The organism is Methylomonas aurea, from assembly GCF_024505045.1.
In the GTDB taxonomy this organism is placed as follows: domain Bacteria; phylum Pseudomonadota; class Gammaproteobacteria; order Methylococcales; family Methylomonadaceae; genus Methylomonas; species Methylomonas aurea.
In genome coordinates this window covers 1-13,299 of record NZ_JANIBM010000037.1, presented here as the reverse complement: position 1 = coordinate 13,299, position 13,299 = coordinate 1, and the positions used below count along the sequence as shown (strand labels likewise).

The following is a 13,299-nucleotide window of genomic DNA, read 5'->3' as shown; positions in this document are numbered from 1 at the left end:
GTCGCGTCTGGCTGGTTTTAGGTCGCCAAACTGTCGGCTTCGAGCGACACTTCTTCCAGGAAGCTCAAACAACCCAGTTCTCTGGCGAACTCCTGAATTTCGCCGGCCATGTGAAAGTTCAAGATCGCGTTTGTTTTCAGATCGACAACCGCGTATTCGACCAGCGGATTGTCGCTTTTTAACCTTGGCTGGTATTTTAGTAATTTCTTCGATTCCTTAGCCAACTTCCGATTGATCCTGGCGGTCAGTGCCCGAATTGAAACCAATTTTTTCATGCTCAATCTCCTTACGTTGTTAGGAGAGCTGAGTATAGCCCTGTTGACTGCGAAATACACGCGCCGCCGCCAATCGGGCGCGCCCGCCGCCGGCTGCCGGGAAAACCGGCGTATTAACCCGGCCCCTAAAAAAATCAGTTGAGCTTGCCACTGCCAGACTTTCCAGTATGGTATTTGTGTATTTGTTCGATTGGTTTTGAAAAATGGGGGTGTCATTTAGCCATAGTTGAGCAGTTCAGGCGGTTTCAAGATCATCCTGTTCAGGTATTTTTTCATGGCTTCGCTCAGAAGCCGGTACCAACAGGCCTGGGGCGTCAACTGCGGCGCAATGGCTTTTAGCTCATCAAAAACTGACAAACCCGGCGGTAAGCGGCGTGCACAGTAGCGGCTCTAGCGTGGGTGCTGGTAATGGTGAGTGTCTTTTGCGCAGCATGCGTAGTTTGTTTGCCGACGCCATGCAACAGTAATGGCCGGGAGACGATGGCTTCATAGTGCTTATCCGGTTCTGCCAAGCGGACAAACAGCGGCCACCAGTTGTAAATCAACGCAATCATGCGGACGATTAGGCGGCAGGGCTTGATCTTCTTGGTGACAAAACCACCCAAACCCTTTATGCCCTTCAGGGTGCACTGATTTTTGATTTCATCAAAGTTGTTCTCGCAATCGGTGCGATGGACACAAAACGGGGTCACACAAAGCGGGGTCAGGTCTAGCAATTAAGCATCCTTGAAAGGTTTTGCTATATTTCTAGACCTGACCCCGCCTTACTAAGTAATTTGGATGAGAGAACAGAAAAGTCAACGATTTAGCCGGAAGGCTTGCTATAGCCGACGATAAGAAATCGAACAGTGACCCAGGCAGATTTGGGTTTTGGCCTACACTGAGTTCCACTTGACGATCATACAACTTACTAAGCTCATCCAATACTTCATAAAAATGATCACCGTACTGTTCAATTTGTGTCATTAGTGGAGACAAAACCCCTTGTTGATAAGCTGCCAACATAATATCCGGCAATAAGCTTGCCGCAGTATTGACTTGGTTTATCCCGTTGAATAAGTCACGCGCCTCACTGGCTAACGATTGATAAGCATCCCATGCAACATGGCTTGTATTAAACGAATTGTTTACTAGTGGAATAGTAGTCAACACAGCCGAAACCAAAACTCCGCCAATCGCTGTTGCCAGAACGGCGGGTGTTGCCGCAGCGCCAACCACAAGGGCACCGGCGGCGATTAATGCAGAACTGGAAGCAGCCAAATCCAGCACAGTGGCATCAGAAACATAATGGTCTGTTTCTAATTGAGTAGCCGCCGAGTGTAAAGTTAATAGTACCTCGCCGATTTCAGCTGTCGTTCCTACATAAGGAACACTTCTATTCATAACCGATAACATAGTATCGGCAACGCCTATAAACCCCAGCAGACCTTTCATCCTGCTAATCGAATCCGAACCTAAGGAACCTCTGATTAATTCTCTATCTCGAATTCGGCTGCCAGTTGAATCAATGGGTTGCACATCGGTTTTTCATGAAAAACTGAATTAATCAGAGGTTCCCTAAGGCATTATTAAGAGCGTCCGCAGTGGATGTTGGAATCGTGCCGGTTTCCATGATTTCATGGAGCACTTCGGCAAATTCTATGGGTAATTTGTTAGTCATAATTATTTCCTTGCCTTATTTTTTGTTTCTATATGTAAACCAAACGTACATTAATGGACCAAAGCCAATGAGCATTTCTATCGGTATTGATATTTTTGAATTATTCCTACTGCTTACGCGGCGCTGGTATATCTCTGCGTAATCGTTAAACAGAGGTTTTCCATCAAGAAATATTTCATATACATGGCTATTCCAAAAAAAAATATCAAACTTCCTTTGTGACAAGATGGTTATATTTTTTCCTGCCAACCAAAATAAATCATCTTTGTTTGATTTTTTTACGCGAGAATCGCCAAAGTTAACTCTAAATCTTTCTTGACGGCCATCAACGTCCAACAAGATAGAATATGCAGGCTGTTTTCTGATACTGTCAACACCTATCACTCTACCTGTATCTTTATTCATTTGCTCAAGAGTTAACGGCGGATTAAATAAATAGTCATTCAAATCGACGCATAAAACTATCAGAGCAAACATGGCGCCTAAACCGACAACGATTACGCGATTGCCAAAAATCGCACTATAGTTTCGCCATGCTGCCAAATAATCTTTTCTTGCATTATTTAACAACGTGATTGGATTCCATCTTAAAAAAAAGTTGCTCAACAGTTTTCTGTCATTATTCATTTGTTTCACTCATAAGCAGGGTCAGGTTATATTTTATTGGGCTTTTCATGCCGCCAATCTCCAAGCCTCATCATTCACTGCCGGTACGGCATTGAAAGTACGGCCGTTGAAGTGTTCCAGGATGGTCAGCTCGTCGGCCCAGGCGGTGTAGGCCGCGCTGCCGGTAGCGACGTCCTGGATGTTGATGGTCAGGCTGTGGCCGCCATAGGTGGCGGCCAGGGTGCTGGTGTCGCTCCAGGCGTCGAGGATTTGATCGAGCAGGGCTTGCTGGTTGGCGCAACCGGCACAAGCGAATTGGCTGAGCAGGCCCGCCAAGGTGGTGCTGACGCTGGCCGCTTCGCGCAGGCTGCGGACTTGTCTCGCGCCCCTTCGACTCCGCTCAGGACAGGCCTGCATGTACGGCAGGGTAGCGACGGCGCTGGTATCCAGGTGGTCGGTAAACTGGCTGTGGAAGGTATCCTGGATCAGGTTGATGTCGCCCAGGTTGCCGCCGACCTTTCTCGAAGTTAAGCCGATAACGATTGGATTCAGGTTTTGCCAGTGAGGCAGGCTGGCGAATCCGGATTGATGCCGAGCGTGGTGGTCACGTGGGCGGGCATAAGCTTCCCTTCGTGCCATCTGTTAGTCTCTAAAATTGGTTGCCGGTAGGGTTGTGGTTTTAGCCGAATATATTACTGCTGATCATCGGCGTTAGCCAATTTTCGCAAATCGCTACTTCGAACAAACTTGTCCTTAGGAACCTCTGAAAAACTGCCGTTTTGAACGACAGCAATTTCTAAGATGGGTCAAAGATTTCAATAATCGACCGTTTTTTCATCAAAACAGCCGGATTTTCTCGAAAACAAGCCCTTTTCCGGGCCCATTTTCAAATTTCAGACGCAATGAGGCTGCGACGTTCATATGCATCACCGCGCAGCACGTTGGCAATCGCGGTCAGGAAGGTCAAACGGGCAGCGTTTTTGGCCAAGCCGCGATAGCGATTTTTGGCGTAACCAAAACACAAAACGGGGTCAGGTCTAGCAATTAAGAACACAAAACGGGGTCAGGTCTAGCAATTAAGCATCCTTGAAAGGTTTTGCTATATTTGTAGACCTGACCCCCTCCTTATGCTGAAAATCGGCTATAAAGCGAACGGTCAAGCGATGTGACAGGACGTGGCGCACTGCGGACAACCGTTAACTTGGCGGAACGATTCGGCGGCTTTTTTGACCGCGCTGGCGCAACTGGCGATGGAACCTAAATAGCGAATGCCGTCTTTGGCCGGCAGCTGCGAACAAGCCGCGTTGTGAACCAGGTGATCTCCGTTTGCTTGGGCGTTGATTTCGACGTAAAACTCGGCCATGGTCTGTACCTCGTAAAAGATAATTTTGTCAGGATCGGCTCGAGCGGCCGGCTACCGTTTTCGCAGTAGTAATTCATTGAATTTAAACTGGAAAATGAAAGTCTGGCCGTTCTCGGGCTCTAGTTTGACCGAGCAATCCTCATGCCATATTTGAGGCCGAAGCGCAGTGAGTGGCTGTAGCGGAGCGGCCATTTCGCCGCTGCAACGCCGGAAATTCGCGGCTTGCCGGGGCGTCGGCGCGCGGAGCCAAAAGCCGCCGCCATGCGCGGTTGCCTGGCTCGATCGGTGGGATCGGCGTGTCGCATACCCGACAAAACTACTGGGTTTTGTCGCTTGCCGCTGCCCACCGGCCCGCGCAATCCGGGCGGCGTGGCGTGGTGCGGTTTTTGCTGGATGCTTTCCATCCGCCACTGAGGAACATTGCCATGCGCTATCAGCCCCATCAAGATGAAATTGCCGCTGTCCCCGATATGTCCGACGAAGAATTGCTGGAGTATTTTTTGTACCGCGTGTTCGAGACCGACGAAGTTTGGTGTCTGAAAGACGCCGGGCAACCGGTGCTACGCGACGTGGCTGGCCGGGAAACGCTGCCGGTCTGGCCTTATAAAATCTTTGCCGAGGCTGCCGCCAACGGCGATTGGGAGGGCCTGCAGCCGGTTCCGGAATCGGTGGACTACTTCACCTACCAGACCCTAAATCGTGCGGCCGGCCAGGACGTGACGCTGGAAATCATGCCGCGCGGTCCGGCCCCGGGTTGTCTGATCGCGCCGGAGCGCCTGTTTGGCATGCTGGAAAACATGATGGAGTCGCGCGATTACACGGTTGGCGACTGACCCAGCGCGCGCCGTTAGCCCGGTTTGCCGGCAAAAGCGTGAACGGATAATGCCAAACCTGTAAAAATACGGCTTTCGGCCAATTCGGGTTTGGGCTTATGCAAGAACTTATGTACGACGTCAACAGCCTGCTGATCGCGCTGTTGCTGTTTTTGTCGATGTTGCTGGCGATAGAGATCGGTTACCGCTTGGGCCTGCGCATCATGCCGACGGTCGGCGACGACTTCAAAGCCCACGTCAATGCGACTTCGGCGTCGTTGCTCGGCATCCTGGCGCTATTGCTGGGCTTTACCTTTTCCTTGTCTCTGCAGCGTTACGACAGCCGCAGCGAGGCCGTAGTCGACGAGGCCAACGCAATCGGCACCGCCTATTTGCGCGCGCAACTGTTGGCAGAGCCGCAGCGGACGCAGACTCTGGCGCTACTGCGCAAGTACGTCGATTTGCGGGTGCGAACCGGTAACGTCGATTTGACCGAACACGCCGAGCGCGCCGCCTTGAATGCCGAAGCCGGGCGGATGCAGGCAAAGTTATGGGACTATGCGCGCCAGGCTAACGCCGCCGCACCGAGCCCGGTGACGACCGGCCTGTTCATTCCGGCGTTGAACGACTTGATCGACAACTTCGGCAAGCGCGACGCCGAAATGAACCGGCACGTACCGGAGTTTGTGCTGCTGTTGTTGTACATGACTTTCCTGATGACCGGCGCCGTGGTCGGCTACGCCACCGGCCTGGCCGGGCACCGGGCCTCTTTCGTCACCCACGCCATGGTCGGCTTGATCGTGGTACTGGTGTTCATCATCGTCGATCTGGACCGGCCGCACCGCGGCTTGATTCGGGTCAGCCAGGATAGCCTGGCCGGTTTGCAGGCCGCTATGCGCGAACCGGTTGGCAATTCCGGTCGCGAGTGACCGGTTTTTCGAGGTAAAGCTGATGAAACCGCACGAGTCCGATACGTCCGCTAGCGCCAGGCCCGAGCGACTGGCGCCCAGCCTACACTGGTTCCATCTGATCGCGCTCGGCGTCGGCGCCATTGTCGGCACCGGCATCCTGACTTTGATCGGTGTCGGTGCCGGCAAGGCCGGGCCGGCCGTGGTTTTGTCTTTCGTGTTTGCCGGCCTGGTCTGCGCTTGCGCGGCGTTGGCTTATGCTGAAATGGCGACTGCGATGCCGCACGCCGGCGGCGCTTACACCTATGCCCGGCTCGTAATCGGCGAGCGGATCGCCTGGTTGGTGGGCTGGAGCCTGATTCTGGAATATTCGCTGGTGGTCAGCGCCGTCGCGGTCGGCTGGTCGGGTTACGCCGCGCCGCTGCTGCACGAGATTTGCGGTCTGCCGATGCGTTGGATGCAAGGTCCGGACGCCGGCGGCAGCGCCAATCTGCCGGCCGTGGCAATCATTGCCGCGGTGGCAGCGGCGCTGATCTACGGCACCCGGGAAAGCGCAACCTTCAACGCACTGCTGGTGGGCTTGAAACTGGTCGCCTTGCTGTTGTTCGTCGTATTGGCGGCGCCAGACTTCGACCCGGCCAATCTGCAACCCTTCATGCCGTTCGGTTTTGCCAAACAAACCGGCGCCGACGGCGTCGAACGCGGCGTAATGGTCGCTGCGGCCATCATCTTTTTCGCCTTTTACGGCTTTGATGCGATCGCCACCGCAGCCGAGGAAGCCCACGATCCGGAGCGGGATTTGGCGGTGGGTATCGTCGGTTCGATGTTGGTCTGCGTAGCGATTTATATTGCCGTGGCATTGGCCGCCTTGGGGGCGTTGAGTTACGAACGGTTTGCCGCGAGTCCGGAGCCGTTGGCCTTGGTGTTGCGCGAACTGGGCCAGCCGCTGGCTGCGCGGTTTTTGGGTTTGTCCGCCGTTGTGGCATTGCCGACTGTGATCCTGGCGTTTTTTTACGGCCAGAGCCGGATTTTCTATGCGCTGGCGCGAGACGGCCTGTTACCCGCCGCGCTGGCCAAAATTTCCCGGCGCGGCACGCCGGCCGGCGCCACGGCCTTTACCGCGTTGCTGGTCGGCGCTATCGCCGGCAAGTTTCCGTTGGCGGAGATCGCGGCATTGGCCAATGCCGGAACCTTGCTGGCGTTTAGCGCGGTCGCCGCCAGCATGCTGATCGCCCGCCGGCAACGTCCGCCGCAGCCGGGCCGCTTTCGCGCGCCGTTGCCCTGGCTGACCGGCCCGCTCGCCATTCTGGGCTGCGGCTATTTGTTCGTCAGCCTGCCGCGGCAAACGCAAGCCTATTTCCTGATCTGGAATGCATTGGGCGGCCTGGTTTACTGGATTGCCGCCCAACGCCGCCGCTCTTAAATCTGCTGTAACCAACCCCAGCCGCCACGCTTTCCCTCGTTCCCACGCGCCGGCTTACGCGGTAGCGCGTAAATGGGAAAGCATACCGGTCTCAGCAAAGTCAGGGTTTCCATGAAGGACCTTGGGAACCAGCGAAACCGGGGGCTAGGACCGTAGCTTAACTTTCCCAAACGTCATCGCAGACTCGGCCACCGCCTTGCGGCCACACTACGGCGCCGATTTATTTCCACGTTTAACTGAGCCGTAACATACCTCCCTTATTCTTTATCGCATTAATCGCATAAGGTGCCCACAAGATCCTGAAAAAACCGGAAACATGCGGGAAATAGTTGCCAATTTTACGGAACGTGCCGCGATGTCGTGGCGCTGTGGCGGCTTTTATCCCATGACTACGGCCTCTAGCCTGACGACGCCGGGCGCAGTACGGAAACTAATCGCGCGTAACGGCAACACTGCAGGCAGCGTCCGCAAATAGTAGCCGGTGGCGCACATCGGACCGGCTCCCGGCAGTGGCTCATTCGTGCTGCCTGCTTATGCCGTTTTCGGATATGTCTGTGAAAAATTTCACGTTTTTTCGGATAAGTCCGTTACTGATTCAAAGTTCCAAAAAAAATATCGTAACGCTGCATCGGCTAACGCTGAATTTGCACAGCAAACAACCCCGATTCGAAACGAAGAGAGCCTTAAAGAGTGAAACCCGTGACTAGCGATTCAATTGCATCCGTGCTCGGAGCCGAGCAAAAAAATGCCGATTCCGCCGCAGCAGCGGCGCCGGTTGCCGATTTATTGGGTTTGCTGGAATACCGTGCCGAAACCCAACCCGATTTTCAGATCTACCACTACCTGCGCGACGGCGAAGACGTGGCGGAAACTCTGTCGTTTCGAGACGTGTCCTGGAAGGCGAAAACCGTGGCCGCGGCTTTGCAAGGCATCGCTGCCGAGGGCGAGCGGGTCATGTTGTTGTATTTGCCGGGTATCGAATTCATTACCTCTTACTTCGGTTGCGTCTACGCCAAGAACATCGCGATCCCGTTACCGCCGCCGCGCCAATCGCGGATGCGGCAAACCCTGGAAAAAGTCCTGGAAATTGCCCGTTCGGCGCAACCGGTGGCGGTGTTGACGACGCAGGCGGTCAAGGAAAAAGCGGAAGAACATTTCGGCAGCCTGCCCGAGTTTGCGGCGATGCGCTGGCTGGCGACCGATACCTTGGATGCCGGGCTGGCCGCCGCCTGGCGTAAGCCGGAAGTCGCAGCCGACGATATCGCCTTCCTGCAATACACCTCGGGTTCGACCTCGTTGCCGAAGGGCGTGATCCTGACCCACGCCAACCTGATATGCAACATGCACTACTTCGACCGGAGCGGGTTTCACAGCGCCGAGTCCCGGCTGTTGACCTGGCTGCCGCCGTTTCACGACCTGGGCCTGATATACGGCCTGTTGACGCCGGTCTATTGCGGCATGGCCTGTTACATTCTGCCCAACGCCGCCTTCGTGCAACGGCCGGCGCGCTGGCTGGAAGCGATCAGCCGCTTCGGCATCACCCACACCATGGGGCCGAACTTCGCCTTCGACCTGTGCCTGCACGGCGTCGGCGACGAGCAATTGGCCGGGCTGGACCTGAGCTGCTGGCAACACGCGCTGAACGGCGCCGAACCGGTCAGGATGCAGACCATGCGCGCCTTCACCGAACGCTTCGCCGCGGCGGGCTTCGATTTCCGCGTGTTCAGCCCCAGTTGGGGATTGGCGGAAGCGGCTTGTATCGTTACCGGTCTGCATTACGCGAGTAGCGGCCAGCATCGGCACGAGCGGCCAGCGGCGGCGGAAGTCTGGGTCCGCGCCGCGGAATTGCAACGCAACCGGCTGGTATTCGCCAGCGCCGACGACCCGTCGGCATTGTCGCTGGCCGGTAGCGGCTACCCGATTGCCGATACCGAATTGCTGATCGTCGACCCCGACAACTTGACGCCATGCCCGGCCGACCGGGTCGGCGAAGTCTGGGTGCGTAACGGTGCGGTATCGCCGGGCTATTGGCAAAATCCGGAGCAGACCCAAGCAACCTTTCACGCCGGCGTGGCCGGCGACGATTCCGGCCGGCGCTGGATGCGGACCGGCGACCTGGGCTTTTTATACGCCGATCAACTCTACATCACCGGCCGCTTGAAGGACGTCATCATCGTTCGCGGCCAAAACCAGTATCCGCAGGATATCGAATGGACGGTGGACAAGGCCCACCCGTTATTAAAGATGGGCGGCGCCGCGGCCTTCACCGTCACCGCCGACGGCGAGGAACGCCTGGTGGTCGTCGCCGAAACCTCGCGCCGCTTCAAGGCCGAGCAGCATGCACAGGAATTGTTCGCGGCGATCCGCAAGGCGGTCGCCGACGGCCACGAGCTGCAAACCGCCGCCATCGCGCTGTTACGGGAAAGTGCGATTCCAAAAACCACCAGCGGCAAAATCCAGCGCGCGGCAACCAAACGCGGATTTCTGCAACACAGCTTGCAGCCGTTGGCGCAATGGATCAATCGCAATCTGGAACGGCAACTGGCGCCAACCGAATCCGGCGCCGCCGCAACCCGGCCCGACGCCGAGGCGGTGCGCGCCTGGTTGCGGCAGCGGGTAGCTGAAGTGTCCGGTCTGGAGCCGGCCGAAATCGGTTGCGATGCCGCGTTCGGCGAATTCGGTCTGGATTCCAATTTATCCGTGCGCCTGACCGACGAACTGGATAAAGCCTTCGGCTACGGCCGCTTGCCGGCCAATCTATTGTTCGACTATCCCTGTATCAACCGGGTCGTTGAGTATTTGTGCCGCGGCGAAGCCGAGACGCTCGCTAGCGAATCCGGCGCCGAAGCGAGTGCCGACATCGCGATCGTCGGCATGGCCTGCCGCTTTCCGGGGGCGGACGACAGCGCGGCGTTCTGGGATTTACTGAGCTCCGGCACCAGCGCGGTGCGGCCGCTACCCGCCGAGCGCAAGGCCTTGCTGGCCGGCTTGGTGGACGATGTCGACGCGCTCGGCGCAGCCGGCTGGCTGGACGGCATCGACCTGTTCGATCCGGCGCCGTTCCATATTTCGCCGAAAGAGGCGGAGCTTCTCGATCCGCAGCAGCGCTTGCTGCTGACCGCGGCCTGGACCGCGCTGGAACAGGCCGGCATTTCCCGCGAGGAATTGGCCGGCTCCGCTACCGGCGTGTTCATCGGCATCAGCGGTTCGGAGTACGGGCAATTGGCCTGGCGCAGCGACAGCAGCCTGGACGGCCACGCCGGCACCGGTACCGCCGCCAGTATCGCCGCCAACCGGCTTTCTTATTTTCTGGACTTGCGTGGCCCCAGCTTAGCAGTAGATACGGCCTGTTCGTCGTCGTTGGTGGCGGTGCACCTGGCCTGCCAAAGCCTGCTGGCCGGCGAATGCGACACCGCTCTGGTCGGCGGCGTCAATTTGATGCTGAATCCGGCCTTGACTCGCGCCCTGGGCAAGGCCGGCATGTTGTCGGCTACGGCTGCCTGCCACAGTTTCGACGCCGCAGCCGACGGTTACGTGCGCGGCGAAGGCGTCGGGCTGGTGGTGTTGCGCCGGGAAACGCTGGCGGCCGCGCGCGGCAATCGGGTGCTGGCGTACATCGCTGGCAGCGCGATCAACCAGGACGGCCACAGCTTCGGCCTGACCGCGCCGAACGGCGTCGCTCAACGCGCCTTGTTACGCCGGGCTTATGCTGCCGCCAAACTGGAGCCGAGTACGGTCGATTATCTGGAAGCGCACGGTACCGGCACCGCGTTGGGCGATCCGATCGAAGCCGGCGCCCTGGCCGAGGTGGTCGGCGCCGGCCGCGAGCGGCCCTGCCTGATCGGTTCGGTCAAGGCCAACATCGGCCATCTCGAGGCCGCGGCCGGTATTGCCGGCCTGATCAAGGCCGTGTTGTGCCTGCAACACAATGCCGTACCGCCGCTGGCCGGATTCAGTGCGCTGAATCCGCACATCCGCTTCGATGCCAAGGTGTTGGCGGTCAATACCGAACTGCGCCGTTTCGCTGCAGAACAGCCGTTGCGCCACATCGGCGTGACATCGATGGGCTTCGGCGGCAGCAACGCCCACGTCGTGCTGCGCCGGGCGGAATCGGCCGTTGCCGCCGTTAAGCGGCCGCAGCGTTCGCATTACGCCTTGTTGTTGTCCGCAGAGCGGCCGGCCGATTTGGCAGTGTTGGCCGCGTCGTACCTGGATTTTCTGCAAGCCGGCGCCGAGCGCTGGGCCAGCCTGTGTTATCAGGCCAACCGCGGCCGCAGCGGCTTGCCTTACCGCAGCGTGTTGCATGCCGCCGACAGCGGCGAATTGCTGGCCGGCCTGGCCCGGCTGGCGCAAAGCGGTCAGGCTGGGCCGGCCGCCGTCGTCGGCACGCCGAAACCGCTGGCCTTCCTGTTCACCGGTCAGGGCAGCCAATATGCCGGCATGGCCCGCGGATTGTACGCGCATGCGCCGGTGTTCCGGGCCACGGTCGACCAATGCGATCTGTTATTGAGCGGCGCCGGAATGGCGCCGGTGGCGCCGTTGTTGTACGGCCCGGATGCGCTGGATCACGAGCGTCTCGCCGAAACCGCGACCGCGCAACCGGCGTTGTTCGTGGTCGGCTATGCGCTGGCGCGCTATTTCGAAAGCTGCGGCCTGGCGCCGGCCGTCGCGGTCGGCCACAGTCTGGGCGAATACGTCGCCGCCTGCTTTGCCGGCGCGATGTCGCTGGCCGATGCCTTGCGCCTGGTGGTATTGCGCGCCCAACTGATGCAGCGCTGTTCCGACCGCGGCGGCATGCTGGCGATGCTGACCGGCAAGGCCGCCGCTCTGGAACTGATCGCCGCCGATCCGGCGTTGGCGCTGGCAGCCGACAACGGCCCGGCCCAGGTCACGGTTTCCGGTCCGCTGCCGGCGCTGGAAGCGCTGGCCGAACGCGCCAAGGCTGCGGGTATCGCCGTGCTGCCGTTGAAGGTCAAGCGCGCTTTTCACAGCGCCGACATGGAACCGATACTCGAAGAATTCCGCGCCGTCGCCAATCAGGTGGCGTGGCAGCCGCCGCGACTGCCGGTGATCGGCAACCTGCACGCGGCGCCGGTAGCGCGCTTCGACGCCGACTATTGGGTCGAACATCTGCGCCAACCGGTACGCTTTAGAGAATGTATCGCCGCCGCCGAGGCGTTAGGTGTCGGAACGTTTTTGGAGATCGGCGCGCAACCGGCATTGGCCGCGATGCTGCGTCGCTTCGACCCGGCGCCGGCCGTAGTCGCCAGCCTGGATGCGCAGCGCCCGGACTGGCTGGCGCTGAATTCGGCCCTGGCCGAGCTGTGGCGCGCCGGTTACCGCGTCGATTTCGGCGCCGCTTGGGCCGGCGAAACCTTCGACCAGCTCGATTTGCCCGGCTATCCGTTTCAACCCAGCCGTTTTTGGCTCCAACCTACCACCAGGACACCCATGACGACCGCGACCGCCACCACCACGACCGGCGAACTTGCCCGTTTACTAGCCCCGTTGCTGAAATGCGCAACCGATGACATCGACCCCAACCGCTCGTTCCTGGAACTGGGCGCCGACTCGCTGGTACTGGTGGAGTTTCTGCGTCAGGTGCAGGGCCGTTTCGGTGTGCAAGTTGCGATTCACAGTTTATTCGAAGACTTGCGCAGCCTGCAGGCGCTGGCCGCCTGGCTGGCGGAGCAGGGCGCTACTTTGCCGGCCGGTGCCGAGACAGAGTCGGCCGCTGCCACTATCTCGGTCGCTAGCTGGTTGCAACGCCAGCTCGGCCTGTTGCTGAAACGCCCGGCCGGTGAACTGGACAACCGGCGCAGCTTTCTGGAATTGGGCGCCGACTCGCTAGTGTTGACCGAACTGTTGCGCCTGGTCAGCGAACGTTATGCGGTCGACATCGGTATGGCGCGCTTGTTTGCCGAGCTGTCCAGCATCGACACGCTGGCGCCGGCGATTGCCGCCGCCAGCCCGAAACTCGACGCCGAGCCGGCCGCCGTAGCGGCATTACCGGCGCCGGCCGAATCGGAACAGGCGCCATCGCCGTTTGCCGCACCCGGCGCCGCCGCGCCAGGCGACTGGCACGGTTTGCTGGAGCGGCAACTGGATGCGTTCAACCGCCTGGTGCAAGACCAACTCGGCTTGTTGCGCGGCGGCGTCCCTTCGCCGTCGCAACCGGCACCTGCCGTGCCGGCATCCAGCCCCAGTCCGGCGCCGGCAGCGGCTCCGGCTTTGCGCCGGGCAACGCCGTTG

General features: G+C 58.8%; 10 protein-coding genes. 4 read left to right on the top strand and 6 right to left on the bottom strand.

Annotation, left to right across the window (positions count from 1 at the left end; all coding sequences use genetic code 11):
- Positions 1–17: 17 nt before the first annotated feature.
- From NP603_RS18680 to NP603_RS18655, 6 genes are all read right to left on the bottom strand, one after another.
- Positions 18–275, bottom strand: coding sequence for a hypothetical protein (locus tag NP603_RS18680; RefSeq protein WP_256612370.1), 258 nt, complete (start codon positions 273–275; stop codon positions 18–20).
- Positions 276–610: 335 nt separating this feature from the next.
- On the bottom strand, positions 611–991 hold the full coding sequence (locus tag NP603_RS18675; protein ID WP_256612369.1) for a hypothetical protein: 381 nt from the start codon (positions 989–991) through the stop codon (positions 611–613).
- 31 nt (positions 992–1,022) lie between these two features.
- Positions 1,023–1,709, bottom strand: a complete 687-nt coding sequence (locus tag NP603_RS18670) for a hypothetical protein (protein ID WP_256612368.1) — start codon at positions 1,707–1,709, stop codon at positions 1,023–1,025.
- A 241-nt stretch (positions 1,710–1,950) separates the two neighbouring features.
- Positions 1,951–2,562, bottom strand: a complete 612-nt coding sequence (locus NP603_RS18665; RefSeq protein WP_256612367.1) for a hypothetical protein — start codon at positions 2,560–2,562, stop codon at positions 1,951–1,953.
- 45 nt (positions 2,563–2,607) lie between these two features.
- Positions 2,608–3,180, bottom strand: a complete 573-nt coding sequence (locus NP603_RS18660) for a hypothetical protein (protein ID WP_256612366.1) — start codon at positions 3,178–3,180, stop codon at positions 2,608–2,610.
- A gap of 517 nt (positions 3,181–3,697) precedes the next feature.
- Positions 3,698–3,904 (bottom strand): hypothetical protein, encoded by a 207-nt coding sequence (locus tag NP603_RS18655; RefSeq protein ID WP_256612365.1) that lies wholly within the window; start codon positions 3,902–3,904, stop codon positions 3,698–3,700.
- A gap of 425 nt (positions 3,905–4,329) precedes the next feature.
- Here NP603_RS18655 and NP603_RS18650 point away from each other — a divergent pair, with 425 nt between their 5' ends.
- The 4 genes from NP603_RS18650 to NP603_RS18635 form a co-directional block, all read left to right on the top strand.
- On the top strand, positions 4,330–4,737 hold the full coding sequence (locus NP603_RS18650) for a DUF2750 domain-containing protein (protein ID WP_256612364.1): 408 nt from the start codon (positions 4,330–4,332) through the stop codon (positions 4,735–4,737).
- Positions 4,738–4,835: 98 nt separating this feature from the next.
- Entirely contained in the window at positions 4,836–5,645 is an 810-nt protein-coding gene (locus tag NP603_RS18645) for a bestrophin-like domain (protein ID WP_256612363.1), read from the top strand.
- 22 nt (positions 5,646–5,667) lie between these two features.
- On the top strand, positions 5,668–7,047 hold the full coding sequence (locus NP603_RS18640; RefSeq protein WP_256612362.1) for an amino acid permease: 1,380 nt from the start codon (positions 5,668–5,670) through the stop codon (positions 7,045–7,047).
- Between the two features lie 699 nt (positions 7,048–7,746).
- Positions 7,747–13,299: type I polyketide synthase (locus NP603_RS18635; RefSeq protein ID WP_256612361.1), on the top strand; the 5,553-nt coding region annotated here is incomplete at its 3' end.

What these genes read in the sequence shown, in the direction of transcription:
- NP603_RS18680 (WP_256612370.1), bottom strand. Translation starts at nt 275, where the DNA reads ATGAAAAAATTGGTTTCAATTCGGGCACTGACCGCCAGGATCAATCGG.
- NP603_RS18670 (WP_256612368.1), bottom strand. Translation starts at nt 1,709, where the DNA reads ATGAAAGGTCTGCTGGGGTTTATAGGCGTTGCCGATACTATGTTATCG.
- NP603_RS18665 (WP_256612367.1), bottom strand. Translation starts at nt 2,562, where the DNA reads ATGAATAATGACAGAAAACTGTTGAGCAACTTTTTTTTAAGATGGAAT.
- NP603_RS18660 (WP_256612366.1), bottom strand. Translation starts at nt 3,180, where the DNA reads ATGGCACGAAGGGAAGCTTATGCCCGCCCACGTGACCACCACGCTCGG.
- NP603_RS18655 (WP_256612365.1), bottom strand. Translation starts at nt 3,904, where the DNA reads ATGGCCGAGTTTTACGTCGAAATCAACGCCCAAGCAAACGGAGATCAC.
- NP603_RS18650 (WP_256612364.1), top strand. Translation starts at nt 4,330, where the DNA reads ATGCGCTATCAGCCCCATCAAGATGAAATTGCCGCTGTCCCCGATATG.
- NP603_RS18645 (WP_256612363.1), top strand. Translation starts at nt 4,836, where the DNA reads ATGCAAGAACTTATGTACGACGTCAACAGCCTGCTGATCGCGCTGTTG.
- NP603_RS18640 (WP_256612362.1), top strand. Translation starts at nt 5,668, where the DNA reads ATGAAACCGCACGAGTCCGATACGTCCGCTAGCGCCAGGCCCGAGCGA.